This is a genomic window from Teredinibacter haidensis, from assembly GCF_014211975.1.
Taxonomy (GTDB): Bacteria; Pseudomonadota; Gammaproteobacteria; order Pseudomonadales; family Cellvibrionaceae; genus Teredinibacter; species Teredinibacter haidensis.
In genome coordinates, this window is sequence record NZ_CP060084.1 from 833,882 (window position 1) to 856,864 (window position 22,983).

Sequence of the window (22,983 nt, forward strand, 5' to 3'; positions counted from 1 at the left end):
GTTTTCGTCTGGTTAAGTGAATTTCAAAATTGTAATGTCCGTGTCATGTTTGTGTTGGTTGCTGTCATCTACTGTTATTTTTGGTGCTCCTTTAAATTCGCTTGAGATATTAAGGGGTGATTGAAAATAAACACAAGGGTAAGGATGGCGTAGTGAAAATCGCATATTTCGGGGATGATTTTTTTATTAATTGTTTTTATATGCTGCGAGAATTTGGGCATGAAATAGCGTATGTATTCGTTTGCGCAGAAGAAGGGTATGGCGACAAGTTACTTGCACTGGCGAATGCTGAGAACATTCCCATAAGGTTCGATAAAGTAGAGGCTGGATTTGTAGATAAAATCATTTGTGAAGATAAAATTGACTGTGTTTTTTCTGCTGGTTACGGATGGAAAATCAAATTTGATTACGATGCTGTCATGTCAGTGAATGTTCATCCAACGCTGTTGCCGATGGGGAGGGGGCCCGACGCGGCGGCTTGGGTAACGCTCAAATACAGAGAGAGTGCAGGCGTTACTTTCCACAAACTGAATGGTGTCTTTGATGCGGGTGATATCCTATGCCAAAGGTCAATCGTGTTAGAGGAGCAGGATGGCTGGGAAATGTACATGGCGAAGGTCCAGATTGAGGTGGCTTGGGCTCTTCCTGAGTTGCTAGAGAATATTTCCGAGCTTTATGAAAAAGCAATGAGTCAGGAGTCAGGCGTTAATTGGCCACCGGCTACAATAGCTGAGCGATTAATCGATTGGGATATGACTCAAGATAAAATCAGAACCATCACAAAAGCGTTTGGTCGATGGGGCGTGATTGCATTGGTGGGCGATACGTATTTACTCATTAATGATCTTGAACTTAGCACTTATTCACATAGTTTTCCGGTAGGAAAACCATTAAACGAAGACCGTTATGCTTTCACTATCGCGACTAAAGAGGGGCTCGCGCTTTTGGCTAAAAAGAATATTCTTCGGACGCTTGACGTTACTGAAGCGCGGAATCTTGGTTTATCAATCGGTCATTGATTATCTTAATGAGTATTGAGCCCTCGTTGGTTTATGTATAACGGTTTTATGGTAGGAAACGATCCTAGTTGGTATCGGTTATTTGGGCGTCACTTGGCGCTGGTTACAACCGGAAACTGGATGGCAAATTCTGTTTTCCCTCTTTCACTGGTGCAACGTATGGTACCGTTATGTAGATCGATAATAGCTTTCACAATGGCGAGCCCCAAACCACTACTGCCTGAGTGCCGGGCGCCCTTTACTTGATAAAAACGATCAAAAAGTCTGTTGATTTCACTCGCCGGAATAGGCTCTCCCGTATTACTGATGGAGAGCCATACACGTGGTTTTTCTCTGCTATTTTGTACATTGGTTTTGAGCTGAATCGTAATTGACCCTTCTCTTGGTGTATGCCGGATAGCATTCGATACAATATTGTTAAGGGCGCGACGAATCATGTTTTTGTCGCCGTCGATACTTACAGGGTCTAGTGAGATGCTCAATTTAATCTCCTTCTCATCAAGCAGATCAGCAAAATAGTCGATAATGGATCTAACCTCGGTGTCGATAGCAAAAGGCTCATGAACAAAATCAAGTTGAGCATTGTCTGTCTTTGCCAGCCATAGCATGTCATTGACCATTCCGGTTAAACGCTCATATTCTTCGAGGCAGGAGTACAGTGTTTCTTTATACTCCTCATTTGTTCGTGTTTTGGTTAGCGCAACCTGTGTTTGCACACTGAGGTTGGCCAAGGGAGTACGAAATTCATGGGCAAGATCGGCTGAAAAATTGTTGAGCGTATCGTAGCCTTTTTCAACTTTTGTCAGCATGTCATTAAATGCACAGACCAGTTCTTTGAGCTCGGGTGGTGTGTTTTGCATCTGCAAACGCTGGTCTAATTCACTGGCTCCGATGTTGCGTATGTCTTGCGAAATTCGGTGGATGGGCCGAAGTCCGAGTTGTGTAAAAAAAAAGATGGCTGCCGCGCTGACAATGCATAACGCCAAGATGATGAGCCACAATGTTTGTCGAAAGCCCAAGATGAAGTGGTTGTGAAAGTCGAGTGAGGCGCCGAGGATTATAACGTAGGTTCGATTGTTTACCTGACGTGATAAACGGGTAAGGCGGTATTCATGACCTTCAAATACAGCATTAGAAAGTGTGCTGGCACTTAAATTCTGAAAGCTCGTCCCAATCGTTAAGGCATGCTCTGCAAGTGTATCGTGGTTACTGTACACCAGTTTATCTGGGGAGATAAACACACCGAAATAGATACCGTGGTGGCCGGCAACACTTAGTGCTAATTGTTTGCTCAGGGTGGAAGTGTCAGAGCTTTCCTGTTCCAGAGTATCGTCAATCGCCTTGAGGACCACTTGAAGTTCGTCGGTATCCTGCTCGATAAAATGGCGTTTAACGGAGTATTCAACGACGAGCCCCAGTAGCAGGAAGCAGATCAATACAATGCCCCAGACGGATAATGCAGTGCGAAACGTAATAGACCGCGGAAGATGACTAATCATCAAGTACATCCAGGGTATAACCCATGCCGCGCACTGTGTGAATCAGTTTTGTTGGCGCTGAATCGTCAATTTTTGCGCGCAAGCGACGCACGGCAACATCGATCACATTGGTGTCGCTATCAAAGTTCATATCCCATACATGGGATGCAATTAGGGCTCTCGTCAGCACTTCGCCTCGTCGACTGGCGAGGAATTCCAACAGTGAGAATTCTTTGTTGCTTAAAGCAATACGCTGATCACCACGATGCACCCGACGCTTTTTTAGGTCGATATGCATGTCATCAATGTCAATGGTCTCTGATAGGGGCGCAGACGTTCCCCGGCGTAACAGCGTTTTTACACGCGCGAGGAGTTCGGGAAAAGCAAAAGGTTTAATGAGGTAATCGTCACCGCCAAGCTCAAGGCCCTTCACACGATCATCGATGCTGTCTCTGGCGGTAAGGAATAGTATAGGCGTTGCAATAGCGGCTTCCCGTAGAGCGGTCACCAGACGAAACCCATCAATGTCCGGCAGCATGACATCCAGAATGATGATGTCGAAGGGTTCGGTTTTGGCTATGTGGTGCCCATCTAGCCCATTATCGCACCAACGGACGTTGTACCCCGATTCTGAGAGGCCTTTTTGAACGTACTGGCCGATCTTTGGCTCATCTTCAACTACTAATATTTTCATGATTTCTATTTAGTGCGGCTTCTAGGAGAACCAAGAGTACGTTGTCCTTTCAATTCGTGCGAGCGACATTACCATATTGTAATGTCGCAGTAATCGGTCTGTTGGTGGAAATGGGCTAACGTAGAACCTATCAATAAAGCACCCGAAACCGTCCAACCGACTGTTGGCTTGGAGTAGGGGTAGTAGTTAATCAACCATACAAAAAAAGGTTCTTGATATGCGCAAAATTCTAACTCGTGTTGCCGCTTATGGCGCACTGACCATTTTACCGGCTTTTGCGTTGGCTCACGAAGAGGCTGAGCATGCCAAAACTGCCGAACCCCCCAAATGTGAAGCAATGAGTGCCATGGATCATAGCAAGATGAAAAAGGATGATCCTGTGATGCAAGCGATGATGAAAAAGTGCATGAAAACACACGCCAAGCAATCTGAAACAGAAGGTGAAACATCACACCAAAAGTCAGAAGGCCATAAAAAACATGATTCGCACTAGCATTAATTTTGTGTGGCAAATTGGAGTTTGAGTCTTGTGAAACGCGTTTTATTTGCGATGATATTTTTACTCGGTATTGGTGGTGTAGGCTACGTGGTTTTGGGGTTGTATCCCATAGGCGCAGATGTGCCTCATACCAAGTTGACCTATGAGCTACTTGAGTTTGCACGTGAGCGTTCGATTTCACGCGCATCTCAAGACATTGGCGTGCCGAATCTAGAAAACCCAGATTGGTTGTTACGCGGTGGGGCAGACTACAACGATATGTGCGCCTCATGCCACTTAAAGCCAGGGAAAACAGAATCAGATTTGAGCGTTGGGCTTTACCCCAAGCCGCCAAATCTAAGTGTAATACACACAGATCATACACATGGCGACCCGTCCGTAGAGGGGCAAGCCAGGCGTCAATTTTGGATCATTAAGCATGGGATCAAAGCTTCGGGTATGCCTGCGTGGGGTCCGACCCATAGTGATGAGCGAATCTGGGCGATGGTGGCCTTTTTGCAGCGATTGCCAGGGCTGGACTCAGAGCAATATCAGATTCTCACCGCGCGAGGCGAAGGCCAGCATGAGCATCATTGATGAGACAGGGGTAGCAAGGTATGAGCTTGTTGAAAATATTGATCAAATGCGAGCGTTATTTCCGCTATTGAATGCACAATTTGATGAAGAGCAATGTCTTTTTGCGCATGCAGAATTACTAACGCATTTCAGAGGCGGCGAAGATGCCGTGAGTGCGGTGCTCGATTTTTGGGCAACGGATTTTGGTATTGATGTCATCGCAGCCTACAGTGGAAATCATAAAGTTGGGTTTATAGCGACTCAGGTTAAATGTGATGTGTATTATGGGCAAGAAATCAGTGTGGCAGAAATAGTTGCCGTGTATGTCGTAGAGATATTTAGAAGAAAAGGCGTTGCCACCAAACTCCTATCACTGGCTAGCGCGCGATTAACGGCGCAAGGCGTAAGCTTAGTGACGACTTCCTGGTTGATGGGAAATAATGCCTCGCGAAAACTATATGAAAAATTTGAATTTGAACCCGTGTGTGTACATGCGCGAAAACGATTGGTGTCTGACTTTGTTCGCTAATCTGTTAATGCTGGGAGCGTTGTTGAAAAGAAATGTTAAACATGACTGGTGTTCTGCTTCGCGCCTAGTCATCTATCTCGTATTGATCGGTGGCATTTTAAATAATATCGCATATGCACACAGTGGCGATGATCCCAATCGGGAATTGGAAAAATTAAATAACCAGGTTAAATCGCATAACGCAGAATTTAAATCGCTCTCCGATACAAAAGAAAAAAAGAAAAATATTTCTCAACAAATTAGAGGCGTTAGATCGACAATATTGTTGTTAAGGAATGAATTATCGGGGACTCGCGCAAATCGTTGTATTAAAAACGAAGATGAAATTGATTATTTTAAGGAGTTAGATAAAGCGCTTAAAGCGAGTGAGAAAGCGTTGGCGCAGTTGAATCAAGTCATTCATTAAGCGAGCGCGATCGGACTAGAGCAAGAAAATTCGGACTACTTTGAAAAATATAATGATTATCATTTGCATTTAATATGGCGGTTTTGTAGTGTGGCACCTTTCTGGTTGTTTTTACAAAAAGGTGTTTTATGTTCAAGAATTTTGGGTCAACGGTGTTTATTTGCAGTGTTGTTAATGTGTCAGCGTATGCCGACTCGATTGAGGAGGTGACGATCATTGGTAACCGAGAGAATGCTCAAACATTGCCGGGTTCAGCTCACGTTATTGATGAACAGGCCTTATTAAAATTTGAATATACGGATATCAATCGAATGATGCGTCAGGTCCCTGGTGTCTATCTTCAAGAAGAAGACGGTTTTGGATTACGCCCGAATATTGGTATCCGAGGGGCTGGGGCCGAGCGGTCAGAGAAAATTACGTTGTTGGAAGACGGTGTATTAATCGCACCAGCGCCGTATTCGGCCCCCGCAGCCTATTATTTCCCAACGGCCGGAAGAATGTCGGGTATCGAAGTATTAAAAGGGAGCAGCTTATTAAAATACGGGCCTTCAACAGTGGCCGGTGTCGTTAATTTAGTTTCTGCTCCGATTCCTGAAGACAGCAGTGGGGTATTTAATGTTGAGTCAGGAGAATATAGCAGTAACAAGGCACATATACGTTATGGAAATCGTGTGGAAAACATGGGGTTTCTATTGGAAACGTATCAAGCCCAAAGCGATGGCTTTAAGCGGATTGATCGATCACCTGAAAACAGTGGCTTTGATATTGAAGATTATATGCTGAAATTTTCTGTGAATGGTGGCGATAAAAATCAGGAAAACTACCAGCAGCTGGACGTGAAATTGCAGTATTCAGAGGAGTCGTCGGATGTGACTTATGTCGGGCTTTCTGACGCGGATTTTGATCGGGATATGAATCGGCGCTACGGCTTAACGGCTCTGGATCAAATGAGCTCACGCCATGTGGGTTTCAGCGCACGTCATTTATTCAAGGTAAATCCAAATCTAAAATTTACCACGACCGCCTATAGAAATTCCTTTGCCCGAGATTGGTTTAAAGTCGATAAAATAAATGGCAATGGATTTGGACGTGTCATCGATGCAGCCAATGATGGCGAGGCAAATGCACAAGGCATACTTGATGGTACTGTGGATGCAGAAATCAGTATTAAACATAATGATCGCGAGTATGTTAGTGAGGGTGTCCAGTCGATAGTGGATTGGCGTTGGAGAGAGCATGCGATTCAGGGTGGGGTTCGATATCACGAAGACAGCTCGGATCGATTTCAGCCGTCAGACATTTATTTTCAACGTGAGAGTGCATTAATTTTTGACCGCGTGAGCCAGCCTAGTGCGAGCAATAATCGGCTCGAGGAGGCTAAGGCAACATCGGCCCACCTGATGGATGTATGGCAGGTAAAAAATGACCTGGCGCTAACGCTCGGTGTTCGATATGAAAATATTCGAATGCAACAAAGACGTTACAGTGATACCGCACGCAGCGAAAGTACGCTATCGGCGACGAATCAAATTGAAGAAATCATGACAGGCGTAGGCGTGACCTATGAGCTCAATAACCAGTGGCAACTTCTCGCCGGGGCTCACACCGGTTTCGCGCCGGCATCACCAAGCGACCAGAATAATATCGAGCCAGAAAAAAGCACGAATTATGAAATGGGATTGCGGTTTTCAAATGCTTCTTTTGACGCAAGTGCCCTGACGTTTTACAGCGACTACTCGAATAAAGTCACGAATTGTTCAGTGGCGTTTCCGTGTGGAGAATTAACCACCGGCTCTGTCAGTGAGGGTGAAGCGAGTATTGCGGGTATTGAGCTTTCGTTAAGCCAAAACCTGGCAGTGACTGAGGGTTTAACGGTGCCTTTGTCTGTGGTGTATACCTATACTTTAGCGGAAATTTCTGACCCCGCTCAGTCCACGAGTCAAAAAGGTGAGGCGCTGCCGTACACGCCAAAAAACGTGTTGAATATTCAAACGGGGCTTGAATCGTCGTTCGGTTGGAACACGTATTTGAGTATGAGTTACGTCGATAAAATGTGTATTTATAACCGTTGTGGAAATGATTCACTATTTTCAGAGACCGAAGAAACGGTGGTGGTTGATCTTACTTCACATTACGCTTTTTCTGAGGGCTTATCGATGTATATAAAATGGGACAATCTGCTTGACCAACGGCAAATTGTGGCGCGAAGCCCTGGTGGTGCGCGCCCAAACAAGCCGCGAACGTTGACGGTCGGATTTAAACTGGATTTTTAACTGAAATACAGTGAGTCTTTGATCGATGATGATCGTATTGACTCCTAGGACTGGCTTGGTTGATTTAAGTCAATTTTGTAGGCGTGGTAATTTGAGATAATAACTTGTATGGCGCTGCCAAATTATGATGAGTGAGAGTGGTCAATGAAGTTGACGCGAGTTAAAGTAATACTGTTGGTTTGGGTGCTGTTATTTCAGCCCATGCTTTCGCTCGCGTCCAATGCTGAGGCGGAGCACGATCACAGTCAGCACGAGCATTCGGTGGAGCATCAGCACGTTGCACAAAATGACCACCATGCAAGTGATGCGCATCATGATCATTCTGCGCCGATAAAAACCATGGCCACACATGACTGTGGTCCATGTGTAAATGGTGATATGAGTCACTGCCAATGTGGTGCTGTATTGCCGTCCATTGTTTCCACCATCTATTTAGATTCATCTTCTCGAGACACCCTGTCTCTTTATCGAAATATTTTGGCAGCACACAGCCAGTCCTTAATTCGTCCCCCCATTATTGCCTAACCCCAGGGTAAATCCGTCTATCGTTTGTGGATTTTTAGTGGGCGTTTCCCACTAAAGACTACTCGTTTAATCTCGATGTATTCCACATGTTATGTGGCCTAAGTCGACAGCGTATTGCCCTCAGTATTTCTGAATTAATCCTTCACACATTTATTTTTCATGCGCCCATGAGTTTAACTGGTGCGTAAAAAAGGAGACGCTTGATGTCTATAAAATCTTGTGCGGCAATGACTATTGCTGCGTCGTTATCCCATGTCGTTATGGCGGACGAGGGTGATCGGGGACGGTTTGCTCTTGGTGGCTATGGGGATGTGAAATATGAAACATCGGAAGCGGAAGACACCAGTGCATACAGCGCGCGCTTTGTCCCAATTTTTCTATTCAGTCTCAACGAGAAAATGCATGTTGAAGCTGAAACTGAAATTAGTATTAACGCGGAAGGTGAAACGGAAGTTGAGTTGGAATATGCCGATCTTCATTATTTTCTGACCGATACCACCACGGTTACAGCGGGTAAATTTCTCATCCCGTTTGGTCAATTTGGACCCAATATTCACCCAAGCTGGATCAATCGTTCGCCGTGGACCCCAGGTATTTATGGATCGCACGGCAGCAACCAGGCGATGGAAGCGTTGTTGCCCATATTGAGTGATGTTGGCGTCGCCGTTCAGCAAACCATTGTTCTGGGTGGCCATCAAAAGGTATTTATCGATCTCTACAGTACCAATGGTCCTGGAGTGGAGGCCGACGATCACGCCGAAGAGCCGGTTGAGGATGAGCATCAAGAGGAAGAGAGTGATCACGCTGAGCTGCCTGAACTTGCCTTTGAGGCCACCAGTGGTGACAACAATAAAGACAAGGCATTTGGTGGTCGCGTCGCTTACGCCATGCTGCCGGGCCTCGAACTCGGCGCATCTTACTATAGCGCCAGCTACGACGAAGAGGAGTCATTGGACTTCCGTGCCCAGGGTGTCGATATCAATCTGATTGGCTCACATTACCTGCTGCGCGGAGAGTACATCGAAACGCAAACGGATGGGCGCGAGGAAGAAGAAGGCGAGAGTGAAATTCATACCTTCAAACGCGATGGCTGGTATCTGCAGAGCACTTTTCAAACGGGAAAACTTTGGCCATCGCTTTCGGGTACGGAGTTGGTACTCGAGTACGCCGAAACCAACCAGCTGGCAGAAGCCAGTCGTTGGATGGTCGGAGTGAATTACTGGTTGGATGCCCGCTCGGTGATCAAAGTTGCCTATGACGATACCGATCTCGAAGAGGGAGAAGACGATCAACGTTTTGCCATTCAATTGAGCTATGGCTTCTAGGAGAGACCACTATGAAACAACTTATAAATCGCACTCCTTTATCACCAGCTTCCTGGTCGATCCTGTTTTTATTGATGTTTAGCGCATCTTGGGTAAGCGCTGAACCCTCACCGATCAACGGCGCGGAAGTGTTCAACAACAATTGTGCCCGATGCCATAACGCACGTTCACTTGATGAATTTTCATTGCAAGAGTGGGCCGTCATTATGCCGCACATGCGTGAAAAAGCGCACTTAACTGGCAAAGAAACCGATGCCGTGATGGCGTTCATTACTCTCGTGAAAAAGGGTGAGACCAAAAGCGCTAGCGCTAAAGAGGGAGCCCACGTTTTAAATGGTGAAGCACTGTTCAACAAATACAGTTGCCAGGGTTGCCACAGTGTTAACGGGAAAGGTGGGACAGTGGGGCCTGCTTTGGACACGACAATAGCGGATAAAGGAAAAACGTTTTTTCTTCAGAAATTAAAAAACCCTCAATTTAATAATCCGGCCTCGCCGATGCCAAAAATGCCGTTATCGGATGAAGAGATTGAAGCCTTGGCTGATTATCTATCAACATTTTAATTCACTTAATTAACGAAAAAAATACAGGAATAAGCATCATGAAAAAACACATTAACCATTTCGCCATTCTGTCATTGACCACGTTGGCTGTAGGGTACGCTTCGCTGGCGTTTGCTGAAGACAAAGCAACGCATAAGCACCATAAAGCCACCATGCCGGAAGCGACGCACCAGCAATACATGGAAAAACAGAAAAACGAAGCAGCACCGAGTGATAGCGACAAGCAAACGGTCAGCAAACACTCCATGCGCAATGGTGTTCAGATGCAAGGGAAAACCCATCGTGAACACGCTAACCGTGAAAAACAAGAGGACCTTGTCGATGCAAGCAAAGAAAAAAAGAGCCATAAACACCACAAAATGACTATGGAGGGTGAAAAGCATAATCAATAAGGCTTGACCTGTGTGTTGGACACAGGTTTATCGTGAATGGTAACGATTAGACCTAGGTTTAACACTTGGGTCTAAGCTGAAATATTTGGATTAAACAGGTGACGTCATGCGAGTCAAAGATTTAGCCAAGATGCTTAAGGTCAGCGCTGAAACGGTGCGGTTCTATACCCGGAAGGGCTATTTGTCGCCGACCAAGAGCCCTGCGAACGGCTACAAAGAGTACAGCCCTAAAGATCAGGCTCGTATGCGTTTTATTTTGAGCGCGAGGGCACTCGGTTTTACGGTCAATGATATCGGCGAAATATTGGCGGTGGCGGATAAACAAAACGCGCCTTGCCCAGTAGTGAGAATGCTGATTGAGCAACGCCTGATGGAAACCGAAGCGCAATTTAAAGCCACCGAAGAACTCCGTAATCGTATGCGCACCGCTGTGCGCGAGTGGAGTGGTTTGCCGGATGAAGAACCCACCGGACATATGATTTGCCATTTGATTGAAAACTTTACCAAAAACACCACAGGAGGCGAACGCAATGAGTGAATCCACTGTTACTGACAGTCATTGTCATTCCGAACACCCAGAAAAACCAAGCGCGGCACAACCAGTGAGCTCCGCTGTTACAGAACTCATTATCGACGGTGCGGGATGTGCTAGTTGTGTCGGCAAAATCGAAGGTGCGCTCAAAGCGGTATCCGGGGTGCAGCAGGCTGAAATGAACTTTGCGCAACGTACCGTCAGTGTTTCAGGTACGGCACCCAATGAGGCATTGATTCAGGCAGTAGAGCGCGCGGGGTACAACGCCAAGGTCAGTTCCGCCGAGTCAGATAGTGATGAACTAGACGAAAAAGAACAAGCCGATCTTGCGTACTACAAAAAGTTGATGCGAGAGACCTGGATTGCCTTGGCTCTGGGTGCGCCGTTGATGGCCTATGCGCTGATCACCGGCGAGATGAGTGTCAATACCACGACTGAGCGAATCGTGTGGCTGATCATCGGTATTCTGACGCTAGGCGTCCTACTCGCCAGCGGACGTCACTTCTTCGTCGGTGCTTGGAAGTCATTTCTCAATCACTCCGCGAACATGGATACATTGATTGCGTTGGGTACTGGCACAGCGTGGCTGTATTCCATGGTGGTGGTGTTTTTTCCGGAAGCGGTGCCAGCGCAAGCCCGGCACGTCTATTTTGAAGCCACCGCCATCATTATCGGCTTGATAGATTTAGGCCTGGCACTGGAGATAAAAGCGAGAGGCCGTACCAGTGAAGCCATTAAGCGTTTGATCGGCTTACAGGCGAAAACAGCGCGCGTCATTCGTGACGATAAAGAAATGGATTTGCCCATTGAGCACGTGCTGCTGGATGACCTAGTGCGCGTCCGCCCCGGCGAAAAAATCCCCGTCGACGGCGAGGTGGCCGAGGGACGCACTGCCATTGATGAGTCCATGCTGACGGGTGAGCCCATGCCCGTGGAAAAAGCTAAGGGTGATGAAGTGGTCGCCGGCACACTCAATAAAACTGGCAGTATTGTATTTCGAGCAACGCGGGTAGGAAAGGACACCGCGTTGGCTCAGATCATCAATATGGTCAAGCGCGCCCAAAATTCCAAGCCGCCGATTGGCCGATTGGCCGATGTTATTTCAGCGTTTTTTGTGCCGGTCGTCATGATTACTGCTGTCATCAGTGCCTTAGCCTGGCTCAATTTCGGCCCAACGCCAGCCATCGCTTTTGCCATCGTGTCGGCAACCACGGTACTCATTATCGCTTGCCCTTGTGCTTTGGGATTAGCGACGCCCATGTCGGTGATGGTCGGTGTAGGTAAAGCGGCGGAGGCCGGAGTATTAATTCGTAATGGCGAAGCCTTGCAAACCGCTTCCAAAATTACCGCCATGATTCTCGATAAGACCGGCACGATTACCCTGGGCTCACCGAAGGTAACCGATGTTGTCGTCGTGAGTGGGCGAACGGAGCACGAAGTGCTGCAATTAGCCGCCAGTGTTGAAGCGGGTTCGGAACACCCATTAGCGCTGGCCATTATGGAAACCGCACAAGAAAAAGCGATCGAGTTAAGTAAAGCGTCGTCCTTTAACGCGATTACCGCAAGAGGTGTCGAGGCTGAAGTCGACGGTCGTCGTGTGTTATTTGGTAATGAAAAGCTAATGCATGAACGAGACGTCACGTTGAATGTGGCGGGAGACGATTTTGTTCAAAAGGCACAGTCGTTGGCGGCTGACGCGAAAACGCCCATGTACTTCGCAATTGATGGCAAGTTGGCTGGCATTATCGCGGTCGCCGATCCCATCAAAGAAGACTCCATCTCGGCAATTCAGCGACTACAGAAAAACGGTATTCGCGTCATCATGCTCACGGGGGATAACCGCGATACCGCCAACGCTGTAGCGAAAAAGGTGGGTATCACAGAATTTGTGGCCGAAGTGTTGCCGGAGGATAAAGCCAAGAAAGTACAAGAGCTTCAAATGGCCGGGGAAGTCGTGGGCATGACGGGGGACGGTATCAATGATGCCCCAGCGTTGGCCTTAGCCAATGTGGGATTTGCCATCGGCACTGGCACTGACGTCGCCATTGAAAGTGCCGATATCACGCTGATGCGGGGTTCACTTCATGGGCTGGCGGATGCCATTGCTGTGAGTAAAGCCACACTGAGAAACATCAAGCAAAACTTGTTCGGCGCCTTTGTCTATAACGTCGCCGGTGTGCCGGTAGCGGCCGGTATTCTCTATCCCGTGCTTGGCATTCTGATGAACCCGGTTATTGCTGGGGCGGCCATGGCGTTCTCGTCACTCACGGTCGTGAGCAACGCCAATCGATTGCGTTTATTTAAAGCCCAAGAACACTAATACACAGCAACACTGAGGAGCGTTCAGATGTTAATAATCAATATAGCCGGCGTGATTTTAATTGCGCTTATTATTTGGTGGTTTTGGTTGTACAAACCCAAAGCAGAACAGGTGGGTAATGAGGATTTGGTAGTTGTTGTCGAAAACGGCGTGTATAAGCCGTCTCATATTTTGATGGATGGTAACGATACGCATGACATAACGTTTTTACGCAAAGATGCTTCACCTTGTGCGGAAACACTCTTGATTCCAGAGTTAGAAATCAGCGAAACCTTACCGCTCAACAAGCCAACAAAAATCCAGATCCCACCATTAAGTACAGGGGAATACGCCTTTCATTGTCAAATGCAAATGTACAAAGGCACGATCAAGGTGGAAGGAGGCCCATCATGAGTTTATGTAAAGTTGTCGCAATTTTTGATGAGTTTCGTCTCGAGGAAGTCGAAAGTAAATTGATCGAACATGGCGTGCATGGCTTTACCTTGCACCCCGTTCGTGGGCGAGGGCGCTATTTCGATAGTTTCAATGAAAACCACTTAATCAAACATATCCAAATGGAAATATATGTTTCCGAAGAACAATCGTTAGACCTGTCCCGCCTCATTTCAGAGACGGCCTACAGTGGTGCCGAAAGTGAAGGCCTTGTCTCCGTGGTTCCAGTGCAATCATTACGTTGGATTCATGATAAGCGAGAGGCGCAAGCAACTGATTTTGTCTTTAGGGAGTCCCGTCATGCGAATTAACTCCGTAAAACTTGCAACCGTCACGGCAGTTTATGTGGCCGCGGTGTGGGTGTTGTGTTCCGTTGCTATTGTCGTTGCCCCGAACGCGTTGCGCACGATATCGGGGGCCATGGTGCATCTCGACCTTTCTCAGTGGTCTTGGGATATGGCGTTGGATACTTTTGTTGTAGGCCTGTTGGCCTGGACACTTTTTTCATGGGTGACGGTGTGGAGCATCGTGACTGTTTATCAACGTTTGCTTGGAGGGTCAACTTATGAGTGACCAAAAACAATCTTTCTGGATGAGCCCTAAGGGCTTCGCTGCGATGGGGCTTATTGCCTCAGTGTCTTATTTTGTACTAATGGAGCATCGTCAGCACTTCTTTCAGTGGTTACCGTTTCTCATCATCTTGTTGTGTCCGCTGATGCATATATTTATGCATGGTGGACATGGCCATGGCGGACACAGTGGCCATGGGGATCATGACGAAAATTCGGAAAATGAATCGGAAGCATACAAGCGTGGCCTAAAAGATGGCCAGAAAAATTCCAACCAACATCATTCACATTAGGAGGTGGGTTATGCACGGCGACTCTTCTTACGGCCTATGGGTTTTAGTCATTTTAAACTCGGCCATTTTTATTTTTTTCGCGTTTAGTTTTGTAAAACCAAAAACGAAAACGGACTGGCGGAGCCTTACCGCATTTTCTGCTTTTATCGTAGCGTTATTCACAGAAATGTATGGATTCCCACTGACCATTTATTTTTTATCCGGGTGGCTGGCAGAAAATTATCCTGGCGTGGATTTTCTAGCGCATGAGAACGGCCATCTTCTCCATACACTGTTTGGATTTGAGGGGAATGCGCATTTTGATCCACTGCATATTGCCAGCAATGTGCTTATTTTCCTGGGATTCATTTTGCTTTCCTCGGCGTGGTCGGTCTTACACAAAGCCCAACAGACGCGGTCACTGGCATCTACCGGCTGGTACGCGCGCTGCCGTCACCCGCAATACATCGCATTTATCATGATTATGTTTGGATTTCTATTGCAGTGGCCGACGATTCCAACGGTTGTCATGTTCCCAATACTTGTCGTGGTGTATGTGCGCTTGGCTAAGCGCGAAGAGGCTATTGCGCTCAATGAATTTGGTGATGAGTATCGCGCGTACATGCAAGTGACGCCAGCTTGGCTGCCAAAATTTAACAGCGAAAAAATTAAAACAGCTTGAGGAGATAACATGAAATTTATTACAACTTTTTCGTTAGCCTTATTGGTTAGCGCTTATACCTACGCACAAGGTGGTCATTTGCATGGAGACAGCTCAATTGACGAAAACAATCAAGCGCATGCTATGCAATGCGGAATGATGGAGAAGATGAGTCATGAACAGAAAGTGGCGATGCAGCAGCGTATGAAGAAAATGAAGTTAACGATGAAAAAAATACAGTCAGAAAAAGACGTAAAAAAACGCGAAGTATTGATGCAAGAACAAATGGCTGACATGCAAACGTGTATGGGCATGATGGAAAAAATGATGGGCGAGTCGCCCATGGCTCACGAACATAAGGGAAGCTGACCTGAGTAATTAATTTTATCTTATGTGCAGCAAGACTATAAATGTCAGGCTGAGACAAAATGAATAAACGAGGAGTTTCATTATGAGTAATAAAGAGCATCGGCTCGGTGTGTCCGAGGTTAATCTCGTTGTGCGTCATCTGAAATTAGAAACGGCCGAAAACGATAGCGTTGCCAAAGCCGTGGCTGACATTGATGAAATATACGGCCTTGATTCCGTGTCCTTTGATGAAAAATCACATGTGCTGAATGTTGCCTATGATGCGACACGTATTTGCATTGATTGTGTCGAGGAAGTACTCGAGAAATATCAGGTACAGATTAGTCATGATTGGTGGACGCACTTTAAAGAAGGCTATTACCGCTTTGTGGATGACAACATTAAAGAGAGCGCCAAAACGGAACCATGGAGCTGTCATGGCAACGTGAACCAAGCACCGAAGCGAAAAAAATAGAGCGTCGATGCGGGAGGGGAATACATGTTAGATCATTTTACTCACACGCCACGTGTTGCCTATCTCTCAATGGAGATCGCCTTTCACGAAGACTTGCCCACCTACTCGGGGGGCTTGGGTGTGCTCGCAGGTGATTCGATGCTGTCAGCCGCGGATTTGGATTTACCGATGGTCGGCGTCACGCTGGTCAGTCGTGAGGGCTATTTTCGCCAGCACCTTGATAGTGACGGCTGTCAAACGGAGTCTCCCGAAACGTGGGATCCCTCACAGTATGCCACGCGCTTGCCCGCGAAAACCTCCATTCAACTACAGGGGGAAACCGTATGGATCGGTGCGTGGCTCTATGAATTGAAAGGGCATATGAATGGATGTATCCCGATCATTTTATTGGATACCTTTGTTGAGGGTAATTCGGCTGATAATCAGGCCTTGACACATCACCTGTATGGGGGCGATGCGCGCTACCGTTTAAAGCAGGAAGCGTTGCTCGGCATTGGTGGTGAACGAATGCTCCGTGCGCTGGGTTTTACAATCTTTCGCTATCATATGAACGAAGGCCATTCGGCCTTATTGATCTCTGAATTACTGAAACAGTATCGTTTTTCATCGGAGAATATGCGCAATAGTGAACATTCGTCCGATATTCCACGTGTAAAAAGATTGTGCTGTTTTACCACGCATACACCGGTTGATGCCGGGCACGATAGGTTTGACTACGCGATGGTCGAGGCGGTATTGGGCGAAGAAGTTGACCTCAATACTGTAAAAAAACTGGCTGGGAGCGAGTGTTTAAATATGACGCAATTGGCTTTGAATGGAAGTCAATATATCAATGGCGTCGCCAAAAAACATGCGGACGTGTCACGCAATATGTTTCCAGGCTATCGTATCCATGCAATTACCAACGGCGTGCACCCACATCGCTGGGTGAGCCCATCATTGGCGGAAGTATTGGATACCTATTTACCGGGTTGGTGCCACGAGCCTGAGCTGTTACGCAACGTTGACGGTATCCCAAATGACACGCTTTGGCAGGCGCATCTGTTAGCGAAACAATCCCTTATATCGCATATACACGAGCAACAAAAAAAATCACTTCAATTGGAATTGCCGATCTTAGGGTTTGCTCGCCGAATGACATCCTACAAACGTGCGGACTTATTATTTTCCGATATTGATCGACTGGTTCAGATTGCTGAGCGATATCCTTTTCAGATTGTCCTGGGAGGGAAAGCCCACCCACAGGATCATGAAGGAAAACATTTGATTCAACAATTACATATTGTTGCAAAGACCGTGAAAGATGTGCTCCCTGTTGTGTTTCTCGAAAATTACGATATCGCTCAAGCCAGGCAATTGATCGGTGGTTGCGATATTTGGTTGAACACACCACTGCGGCCTTATGAAGCGTCCGGCACGAGCGGGATGAAAGCGTCGATTAATGGTATAGCCAATTTGAGCGTGCTCGATGGGTGGTGGATAGAAGGCTGTGTTGAGGGGAAAACCGGGTGGGCCATCGGTGGTGTTTCCCCGTCAGAAAATGGCAATGATGCATTGAGCCTATATCAAAAGCTAGAGCAGCAAGTATTGCCAATGTATTACGACCGTAAGCTTGACTGGGTCCAAATGATGAAAACCTGCATCCAGAAAAACGGTACCTATTTTAATAGTCATCGCATGATGCGTCGTTATGTCTGTGAGGCCTATTTGTAGATTTACATTGTTTAAAAAACGAAATTAATAGAGGAAGGTTTGATGAAAAGTATCGTGTTGTTAGTGTTCGTTACCGCTTCACTCTTTTTGGCTGCATGTTCGCAGAACCCTTTTTATCACGAGCATTTTATGCGAGGTCATGTGGTCAATGTGAGCGACGATCAAGTTCGAGTCTGCATTGGGAAAAAAGATGGCGCAGAAGTATCTGATGAGCTGAACGTCTATCGGGTCGTTGTATCGGGACAAGATGCCTCAGGTACTGATATCTATGACAGCGAAACGGTTGGCAAAGTCAAAATTACGCGCATAACAGGCGAACATTTTGCCGTTGCAAACGTGACAGAGGGAAGTGTTAAGAAACACGATATTGTGGAGTTTTCGCCATAAGTATCGCAACCCATCGTTTTCTAACAAAGTAAGGTGAATCGTGTGGATAAAACCATTCCCAATGAAAAACGACGACGTTTTTTAAGTCTTGCCACAGGCTTTGTCGCTGGCGCCGGCGTGGTCGGAGCCTCAGTTCCTTTTATCGGTTCTTGGCAGCCGAGTGCTAAAGCAAAAGCCATTGGTGCACCCGTGCAAGTCAATGTCGATAAAATTGAACCAGGGGCAATGGTGAGTGTTGCATGGCAGGGGAAACCCGTGTTCGTGTTGCGCCGGTCGGTGGGCATTCTTGACATCTTATCGACTGCTGAGCATCTGAGTCAGTTACGCGATCCCGCTTCGGATGTGAATAACCAACCTGAGTACGCCAAAAATGCGGCTCGAAGTATCCGCCCCGATATCTTGGTGGTGGTTGGGGTTTGTACGCATTTAGGCTGTGTGCCTGAGTATCGCGAAAACGGGATGATCAATGTGTCTCATAGCCTGTATTTTTGTCCGTGCCATGGTTCGAAATTTGATCTTGCGGGTCGTGTGTATAAGAGCGTTCCTGCGCCGACCAATCTCATTGTGCCACCTCATCATTATATCAACGACAGTATCGTGGAAATCGGTACCGATAAAACCAGTTAGGAGTGTCTCATGCCACAAGCACAACAAGAGTTACCCGATATTAACCTATCGCCAAAAACCATTGGATTCGCGATTGCCGCTGCGATCCTGCTGTATGTGGGATATAGCAGCTATTACACCGTATCAGCAGAATCCGTTGGAGTGTTACAGCGCTTTGGCCACTATCACAAAGTGGTTGATCCCGGGCTGCATTTTAAAATCCCGTTCGGGGTGGATACCGTGACGCAGGTGCCAATCAAGCGACAACTTAAAGAAGAGTTTGGTTTTGGAACGCCAGGAGCAACGTTTAAAGATCAAGTTGGATCGAAGCAACAGTGGGACTTGGAAACCACGATTGTTACGGGTGATTTAAATACGGCACTTGTCGAATGGGTGATTCAATTTCGTATTGAGGAGGCATACGATTTTTTATTTAAGGTTCGCGATCCCGGCGAGGCCTTGCGAGACATTTCCGAATCTGTGATGCGAGAGGTGGTGGGTGATCGCACCGTGGATGAAGTGTTAACCATTGGACGCCAGGATATTGAGACCAGCGCACAAGTGAAAATGCAGGAGGTCGTGAATTTGTATGAAATGGGCTTACGTATCGATCAAGTGCAGTTGAAAAATGTCAATCCACCGAAGCCCGTGCAAGCCTCTTTCGATGAGGTGAATGAAGCGCAACAAGAACGCGAGCGCATGATCAATGTGGCCCGAGGGGAATACAACAAAGCCGTGCCGAGAGCACGCGGTACCGCAGACCAAAATATACAGTCGGCAGAGGGCTACGCAATTCAGCGGGTCAATCAAGCCGAAGGGGACGCGGCAAAATTTAATGCCCTACTCACGGAATATCTTAAAGCCCCAGAAGTAACTGAGCGTCGCTTGTACCTTGAAACCATGGCGGCGGTTTTGCCGAAGGTCGATCAAAAAATCGTGCTTGATGCCAAGGCCAGTAATGTTCTTCCTCTACTGAATTTAGATCGACAATCCGGAGCCCGATAATGAACAAGATATTGAGTGTATTAGCGCTATTAATTTTCCCCCTTGTGATAGTTGGTTTCCAATCCTTTTATCGTGTCAACGAAACAGAACAAGTCATCATTACGCAATTTGGTAAACCTGTGGGCGACATCATTACAGACTCGGGCTTGAAACTGAAAGTGCCCTTTATCCAAACGGTGAATCGAATTGAGAAACGTATTTTGTTGTGGGACGGATCCGCGAATGACATGCCGACCAAAGATAAGCTGTATATCACGGTGGATACCTTTGGTCGCTGGCGAATAAAAGATCCCTTGCAATATTTTTTACGCCTACGCGATGAACGTAGCGCTCAGTCCCGACTGGAAGATATTTTAGGCAGTGAAACCCGCAATGCTGTGGCCAAACATGAACTCATTGAAATTATACGCACGACAAAAGGCCGTCAACCGGCCGTCGATCCGTTGTTGGAAGGCGCTGACATCAGCACCTTACTTCCGATTACACGTGGTCGTCGCCAAGTAGAGGAAGATATCTATGCTGCGGCATCCAGCAAGCTTTCTGAATTTGGCATTGAGTTGTTGGATATTCGATTTAAGCGCATCAACTACAACGATAGCGTCCGTCAAAAAATCTATCAGCGTATGATCAGTGAACGTCAACAAATCGCTGAACGATTTCGATCTGAAGGAGCGGGTGAGGCCAATAAAATTATTGGTAACAAAGAAAAAGACCTGCAAGAAATCGAATCGGAAGCCTATAAAACCATTCAAACGATTCAGGGAGATGCAGATGCGAAGGCAACCGAAATTTATGCTAACGCTTACAACAAATCAAAAGCATCCCGCACACTATACAATTTCGTGAAAACCCTGGAGACCTACCAAGACGTTGTAGATGAGAAAACAACACTGGTACTGACAACAGACAGCGCCTTATATCGCATCCTCAGCGAGGCCGAGGCGGGAGACGTCAAATGAGTCGGGTCAGCCCTTTTGCAAAGGAAGATCGCCCTTGTCCCGTGTGTGGGATGAAGGCTGTTCATGAAGCCTTATGGCGAGCGCATCTCGGTATAAAACACTATTTTTGTTCTCAGCAATGTGTCGACCGTTTCATTGCGCATCCTGGATTGTATACGGGGCATCCCAAAACTGGACCATCGGAAAAGCAAAAAGGTCGCGTTCAAATAAAACGCCACAAAATCTTATTTTCTGAACCGATATCAACGCAAAGTATGGCGGAAATATTGGAGGCCGTGCGCGTAATGATGGGTGTGAAAAGTCTCAATGCCCATCGTGAGGCTTTTTATGTCACTTACGATCTGATGGAGGTCTCGCTGGAAGATATAGAAAAAACGATAGAACTCACCCTTGGAAAAATACATTCGCCGATGATTGAACAGGTAAAACGCGGTTGGATTCACTACACCGAAGAGTGTGAGTTGGAAAACTTAGCCCATCCTTCGAAAGAAGGCGGTTGTCATTGACGTCATCGTCAAGATTGGCGAACACCATATTATAAAGGGGGGACAGTGTGGAGCAAAAACACAAATTAAATATGGGGTATGTGATTGTCGCTTTTTGGGTGATCATACTTTTTCAACAGTTTATCGGCCATACCGCCAGTCAAGTTGAACTCAGCTACAGCCAATTTGAGGCGTATTTAGAAAATGGTTGGCTGGATGAAATTGTCATCGATGACAATAGGATTCGGGGTACCTTTAAAGAACCTCAAGAAGGCAAAGACCATTTTGTCACCTTGCGTGTGGATCCTGCGCTCGTCGATACCTTAGAAAAATACGAAGTAGAGTATTCAGGCGCTCCCAAAGGTGGTTTGCTTTCAACATTGATTGGATGGGTAGCCCCTGCGCTAGTATTTTTTGCCGTGTGGTTTTTATTGTTCCGAAAATTTGCCGATAAGCAAGGCATGGGCGGCATGATGAATATCGGTAAATCCAAAGCCAAAGTGTTGGTGGAGAAAGATACCGGTGTGACGTTTGCGGATGTTGCGGGTGTGGATGAGGCAAAGGAAGAGCTGGTTGAAGTGGTGGACTTTTTGAATACGCCCGAACGGTATGCAACGTTGGGGGCGCATGTGCCCAAAGGTGTATTACTGGTGGGGCCGCCGGGAACAGGCAAAACACTTATCGCAAAAGCCGTTGCCGGCGAGGCAGGCGTGCCTTTTTTCTATATCAGTGGTTCAGAATTTATTGAGATGTTTGTCGGTGTTGGTGCGGCGCGCGTACGTGACCTATTTGAGCAAGCCAAACAGCATGCCCCCGCCATTATTTTTATCGATGAACTCGATGCGCTGGGACGGGCGCGTGGTGCAGGCCCCATGTCCGGAGGTCACGATGAACGGGAACAGACTCTGAATCAATTGCTGACCGAACTCGATGGGTTTAATCCTTCGGAGGGGGTTATTATTCTCGCCGCGACTAACCGTCCGGAAATTCTCGATCCAGCACTGTTGCGAGCTGGGCGTTTTGATCGGCAGGTTCTGGTGGATCGTCCAGACAAACAGGGACGGGAGCAAATCCTGCAGGTGCATCTTGCCAAGATTCAGCATGAAGAACGATTAAATATTTCAGCGGTTGCTGCCCTGACGACCGGGTTCAGTGGCGCGGACCTGGCGAATTTAGTGAACGAAGCGGCACTGCTTGCCACTCGACGCAATGCGGCGTCTGTCACGATGGATGATTTTGTCTCAGCGATTGAACGCACCATCGCGGGTTTGGAAAAGAAAAACCGGCTCATTCATCCCCACGAGAAGCTGGTGGTGGCGCATCATGAAATGGGGCATGCCCTTGTCGGGATGGCGCTCAACCCAGAGCAACCGATTCAAAAAGTGTCCATTATCCCACGAGGTATTGGGGCTTTAGGGTATACGATTCAACGCCCCTCAGAAGACCGTTTTTTAATGAGTCAGAACGACCTGCAAAACCGCATCGCTATGTTATTGGGTGGCCGCGCGGCCGAGCAATTGATTTTTCAGGAGGTTACCACGGGAGCCTCGGACGATTTGGCGAAAGCCACCGACATTGCCAAAGCCATGGTCACGCAGTATGGCATGTCAGGCGATATTGGCATGCTCTCGCTTGAGCAACGCAATCCCAACTTTCTACAACAAGGCAGTATGCAGGCCGACTATGGGGTGGAAATGGCGACGCGCGTCGTCGATGGCATGAACGGGATATTAAAAGAGGCCTTTGAGCTGGCGACCGGTATCCTCACTGAGAACCAGAGCCTCTTAGAAGAGGCGGCGAAAGACCTCCTCACCAACGAAACCCTCGGAGAGTCGGAACTTAACACCTACAAAACCAAAGTACAGATGCCCGCACAATTCGAAGAAGCCGCGTTTAGTGCTTACCACCGGGAAGGTGCTTAGCACATGATCAATGGAGCATTTTCAAAGAACGCTTTTAGT

The 22,983-nt window shown here is 47.1% G+C and carries 28 protein-coding genes; 26 read left to right on the plus strand and 2 right to left on the minus strand.

Annotated features, from left to right (window positions below; genetic code table 11):
- The first annotated feature begins 152 nt into the window (after nt 1-152).
- The gene (locus tag H5715_RS03360) at nt 153-1,019 is read left to right on the plus strand and encodes a formyltransferase family protein (protein ID WP_139309853.1); all 867 of its coding nucleotides are present in this window, start codon (nt 153-155) and stop codon (nt 1,017-1,019) included.
- 89 nt (nt 1,020-1,108) lie between these two features.
- Here the strand turns inward: H5715_RS03360 and H5715_RS03365 are convergent, their stop codons facing one another.
- Together H5715_RS03365 and H5715_RS03370 are read right to left on the minus strand one after the other, a co-directional pair.
- Complete coding sequence (locus H5715_RS03365) at nt 1,109-2,518, minus strand: heavy metal sensor histidine kinase (protein WP_175574299.1); 1,410 nt, start codon at nt 2,516-2,518, stop codon at nt 1,109-1,111.
- Nucleotides 2,511-3,191, minus strand: coding sequence for a heavy metal response regulator transcription factor (locus H5715_RS03370; RefSeq protein WP_075186827.1), 681 nt, complete (start codon nt 3,189-3,191; stop codon nt 2,511-2,513). The genes H5715_RS03365 and H5715_RS03370 overlap by 8 nt, the downstream gene beginning before the upstream one ends.
- A gap of 217 nt (nt 3,192-3,408) precedes the next feature.
- On the opposite strand from H5715_RS03370, the gene H5715_RS03375 reads away from it, so the two are divergent.
- The 25 genes from H5715_RS03375 to ftsH all read left to right on the plus strand — a co-directional run bounded on the left by H5715_RS03375 (nt 3,409) and on the right by ftsH (nt 22,944).
- Entirely contained in the window at nt 3,409-3,684 is a 276-nt protein-coding gene (locus H5715_RS03375) for a hypothetical protein (RefSeq protein WP_075186828.1), read from the plus strand.
- A 57-nt stretch (nt 3,685-3,741) separates the two neighbouring features.
- Nucleotides 3,742-4,266, plus strand: a complete 525-nt coding sequence (locus H5715_RS03380) for a c-type cytochrome (protein ID WP_083608144.1) — start codon at nt 3,742-3,744, stop codon at nt 4,264-4,266.
- A complete protein-coding gene (locus H5715_RS03385) occupies nt 4,253-4,774 on the plus strand; it encodes a GNAT family N-acetyltransferase (RefSeq protein WP_075186830.1) in 522 nt (173 codons plus the stop codon). The genes H5715_RS03380 and H5715_RS03385 overlap by 14 nt, the downstream gene beginning before the upstream one ends.
- 22 nt (nt 4,775-4,796) lie before the next feature.
- Nucleotides 4,797-5,180 (plus strand): FtsL-like putative cell division protein, encoded by a 384-nt coding sequence (locus tag H5715_RS03390; RefSeq protein ID WP_139309854.1) that lies wholly within the window; start codon nt 4,797-4,799, stop codon nt 5,178-5,180.
- Between the two features lie 128 nt (nt 5,181-5,308).
- Nucleotides 5,309-7,453, plus strand: coding sequence for a TonB-dependent receptor family protein (locus H5715_RS03395; protein ID WP_075186832.1), 2,145 nt, complete (start codon nt 5,309-5,311; stop codon nt 7,451-7,453).
- Nucleotides 7,454-7,597: 144 nt separating this feature from the next.
- The gene (locus H5715_RS03400) at nt 7,598-7,978 is read left to right on the plus strand and encodes a hypothetical protein (protein WP_075186833.1); all 381 of its coding nucleotides are present in this window, start codon (nt 7,598-7,600) and stop codon (nt 7,976-7,978) included.
- 203 nt (nt 7,979-8,181) lie between these two features.
- Nucleotides 8,182-9,303, plus strand: a complete 1,122-nt coding sequence (locus tag H5715_RS03405) for a porin (protein ID WP_139309855.1) — start codon at nt 8,182-8,184, stop codon at nt 9,301-9,303.
- An 11-nt stretch (nt 9,304-9,314) separates the two neighbouring features.
- Nucleotides 9,315-9,866, plus strand: coding sequence for a c-type cytochrome (locus tag H5715_RS03410; protein WP_075186834.1), 552 nt, complete (start codon nt 9,315-9,317; stop codon nt 9,864-9,866).
- A gap of 38 nt (nt 9,867-9,904) precedes the next feature.
- Nucleotides 9,905-10,258: a hypothetical protein gene (locus tag H5715_RS03415; protein ID WP_075186835.1), complete on the plus strand. Its 354-nt coding sequence runs from the start codon at nt 9,905-9,907 to the stop codon at nt 10,256-10,258.
- A gap of 106 nt (nt 10,259-10,364) precedes the next feature.
- Nucleotides 10,365-10,796: a MerR family transcriptional regulator gene (locus tag H5715_RS03420; RefSeq protein WP_075186836.1), complete on the plus strand. Its 432-nt coding sequence runs from the start codon at nt 10,365-10,367 to the stop codon at nt 10,794-10,796.
- Nucleotides 10,789-13,110, plus strand: a complete 2,322-nt coding sequence (locus H5715_RS03425) for a heavy metal translocating P-type ATPase (RefSeq protein ID WP_425507009.1) — start codon at nt 10,789-10,791, stop codon at nt 13,108-13,110. Before H5715_RS03420 ends, H5715_RS03425 begins: the two co-directional genes overlap by 8 nt.
- Before the next feature lie 27 nt (nt 13,111-13,137).
- Nucleotides 13,138-13,503 (plus strand): cupredoxin domain-containing protein, encoded by a 366-nt coding sequence (locus H5715_RS03430; protein ID WP_075186837.1) that lies wholly within the window; start codon nt 13,138-13,140, stop codon nt 13,501-13,503.
- Nucleotides 13,500-13,853, plus strand: a complete 354-nt coding sequence (locus H5715_RS03435; RefSeq protein ID WP_075186838.1) for a P-II family nitrogen regulator — start codon at nt 13,500-13,502, stop codon at nt 13,851-13,853. Before H5715_RS03430 ends, H5715_RS03435 begins: the two co-directional genes overlap by 4 nt.
- Entirely contained in the window at nt 13,843-14,115 is a 273-nt protein-coding gene (locus tag H5715_RS03440; RefSeq protein WP_075186839.1) for a DUF5676 family membrane protein, read from the plus strand. Before H5715_RS03435 ends, H5715_RS03440 begins: the two co-directional genes overlap by 11 nt.
- Entirely contained in the window at nt 14,108-14,404 is a 297-nt protein-coding gene (locus tag H5715_RS03445) for a DUF2933 domain-containing protein (protein WP_075186840.1), read from the plus strand. The genes H5715_RS03440 and H5715_RS03445 overlap by 8 nt, the downstream gene beginning before the upstream one ends.
- A gap of 10 nt (nt 14,405-14,414) precedes the next feature.
- Nucleotides 14,415-15,065, plus strand: a complete 651-nt coding sequence (locus tag H5715_RS03450; protein WP_075186841.1) for a methyltransferase family protein — start codon at nt 14,415-14,417, stop codon at nt 15,063-15,065.
- Nucleotides 15,066-15,074: 9 nt separating this feature from the next.
- Nucleotides 15,075-15,413 carry a hypothetical protein gene (locus H5715_RS03455; RefSeq protein ID WP_075186842.1) on the plus strand — a complete coding sequence of 113 codons (339 nt, stop codon included), beginning with the start codon at nt 15,075-15,077 and terminating at the stop codon, nt 15,411-15,413.
- Between the two features lie 82 nt (nt 15,414-15,495).
- Nucleotides 15,496-15,867 (plus strand): hypothetical protein, encoded by a 372-nt coding sequence (locus H5715_RS03460; protein ID WP_075186843.1) that lies wholly within the window; start codon nt 15,496-15,498, stop codon nt 15,865-15,867.
- Between the two features lie 24 nt (nt 15,868-15,891).
- A complete protein-coding gene (gene glgP, locus H5715_RS03465; protein ID WP_075186844.1) occupies nt 15,892-17,580 on the plus strand; it encodes an alpha-glucan family phosphorylase in 1,689 nt (562 codons plus the stop codon).
- 42 nt (nt 17,581-17,622) lie between these two features.
- A complete protein-coding gene (locus tag H5715_RS03470; RefSeq protein ID WP_075186845.1) occupies nt 17,623-17,967 on the plus strand; it encodes a hypothetical protein in 345 nt (114 codons plus the stop codon).
- 42 nt (nt 17,968-18,009) lie between these two features.
- Nucleotides 18,010-18,594, plus strand: coding sequence for a ubiquinol-cytochrome c reductase iron-sulfur subunit (gene petA / locus H5715_RS03475; protein ID WP_075186846.1), 585 nt, complete (start codon nt 18,010-18,012; stop codon nt 18,592-18,594).
- A gap of 9 nt (nt 18,595-18,603) precedes the next feature.
- Nucleotides 18,604-19,578, plus strand: a complete 975-nt coding sequence (gene hflK, locus H5715_RS03480; protein ID WP_075186847.1) for an FtsH protease activity modulator HflK — start codon at nt 18,604-18,606, stop codon at nt 19,576-19,578.
- Nucleotides 19,578-20,537 carry a protease modulator HflC gene (gene hflC / locus H5715_RS03485; RefSeq protein WP_075186848.1) on the plus strand — a complete coding sequence of 320 codons (960 nt, stop codon included), beginning with the start codon at nt 19,578-19,580 and terminating at the stop codon, nt 20,535-20,537. The genes hflK and hflC overlap by 1 nt, the downstream gene beginning before the upstream one ends.
- Complete coding sequence (locus H5715_RS03490) at nt 20,534-21,043, plus strand: hypothetical protein (RefSeq protein WP_246434671.1); 510 nt, start codon at nt 20,534-20,536, stop codon at nt 21,041-21,043. Before hflC ends, H5715_RS03490 begins: the two co-directional genes overlap by 4 nt.
- Nucleotides 21,044-21,090: 47 nt before the next feature.
- Nucleotides 21,091-22,944, plus strand: coding sequence for an ATP-dependent zinc metalloprotease FtsH (gene ftsH, locus H5715_RS03495; protein ID WP_075186849.1), 1,854 nt, complete (start codon nt 21,091-21,093; stop codon nt 22,942-22,944).
- Nucleotides 22,945-22,983 lie beyond the last annotated feature (39 nt).

Excerpts from the sequence above, each read along its gene's own strand:
- H5715_RS03460 (WP_075186843.1), top strand. The coding sequence starts at position 15,496 with ATGAGTAATAAAGAGCATCGGCTCGGTGTGTCCGAGGTTAATCTCGTT.
- H5715_RS03380 (WP_083608144.1), top strand. The coding sequence starts at position 3,742 with ATGATATTTTTACTCGGTATTGGTGGTGTAGGCTACGTGGTTTTGGGG.
- H5715_RS03385 (WP_075186830.1), top strand. The coding sequence starts at position 4,253 with ATGAGCATCATTGATGAGACAGGGGTAGCAAGGTATGAGCTTGTTGAA.
- H5715_RS03405 (WP_139309855.1), top strand. The coding sequence starts at position 8,182 with ATGTCTATAAAATCTTGTGCGGCAATGACTATTGCTGCGTCGTTATCC.
- H5715_RS03470 (WP_075186845.1), top strand. The coding sequence starts at position 17,623 with ATGAAAAGTATCGTGTTGTTAGTGTTCGTTACCGCTTCACTCTTTTTG.
- glgP (WP_075186844.1), top strand. The coding sequence starts at position 15,892 with ATGTTAGATCATTTTACTCACACGCCACGTGTTGCCTATCTCTCAATG.
- H5715_RS03440 (WP_075186839.1), top strand. The coding sequence starts at position 13,843 with ATGCGAATTAACTCCGTAAAACTTGCAACCGTCACGGCAGTTTATGTG.
- hflC (WP_075186848.1), top strand. The coding sequence starts at position 19,578 with ATGAACAAGATATTGAGTGTATTAGCGCTATTAATTTTCCCCCTTGTG.
- H5715_RS03415 (WP_075186835.1), top strand. The coding sequence starts at position 9,905 with ATGAAAAAACACATTAACCATTTCGCCATTCTGTCATTGACCACGTTG.
- H5715_RS03370 (WP_075186827.1), bottom strand. The coding sequence starts at position 3,191 with ATGAAAATATTAGTAGTTGAAGATGAGCCAAAGATCGGCCAGTACGTT.
- H5715_RS03365 (WP_175574299.1), bottom strand. The coding sequence starts at position 2,518 with ATGATTAGTCATCTTCCGCGGTCTATTACGTTTCGCACTGCATTATCC.
- H5715_RS03455 (WP_075186842.1), top strand. The coding sequence starts at position 15,075 with ATGAAATTTATTACAACTTTTTCGTTAGCCTTATTGGTTAGCGCTTAT.
- H5715_RS03430 (WP_075186837.1), top strand. The coding sequence starts at position 13,138 with ATGTTAATAATCAATATAGCCGGCGTGATTTTAATTGCGCTTATTATT.
- H5715_RS03375 (WP_075186828.1), top strand. The coding sequence starts at position 3,409 with ATGCGCAAAATTCTAACTCGTGTTGCCGCTTATGGCGCACTGACCATT.
- H5715_RS03420 (WP_075186836.1), top strand. The coding sequence starts at position 10,365 with ATGCGAGTCAAAGATTTAGCCAAGATGCTTAAGGTCAGCGCTGAAACG.
- H5715_RS03395 (WP_075186832.1), top strand. The coding sequence starts at position 5,309 with ATGTTCAAGAATTTTGGGTCAACGGTGTTTATTTGCAGTGTTGTTAAT.
- H5715_RS03425 (WP_425507009.1), top strand. The coding sequence starts at position 10,789 with ATGAGTGAATCCACTGTTACTGACAGTCATTGTCATTCCGAACACCCA.
- H5715_RS03435 (WP_075186838.1), top strand. The coding sequence starts at position 13,500 with ATGAGTTTATGTAAAGTTGTCGCAATTTTTGATGAGTTTCGTCTCGAG.
- H5715_RS03445 (WP_075186840.1), top strand. The coding sequence starts at position 14,108 with ATGAGTGACCAAAAACAATCTTTCTGGATGAGCCCTAAGGGCTTCGCT.
- H5715_RS03490 (WP_246434671.1), top strand. The coding sequence starts at position 20,534 with ATGAGTCGGGTCAGCCCTTTTGCAAAGGAAGATCGCCCTTGTCCCGTG.
- H5715_RS03450 (WP_075186841.1), top strand. The coding sequence starts at position 14,415 with ATGCACGGCGACTCTTCTTACGGCCTATGGGTTTTAGTCATTTTAAAC.
- H5715_RS03410 (WP_075186834.1), top strand. The coding sequence starts at position 9,315 with ATGAAACAACTTATAAATCGCACTCCTTTATCACCAGCTTCCTGGTCG.
- hflK (WP_075186847.1), top strand. The coding sequence starts at position 18,604 with ATGCCACAAGCACAACAAGAGTTACCCGATATTAACCTATCGCCAAAA.
- H5715_RS03400 (WP_075186833.1), top strand. The coding sequence starts at position 7,598 with ATGAAGTTGACGCGAGTTAAAGTAATACTGTTGGTTTGGGTGCTGTTA.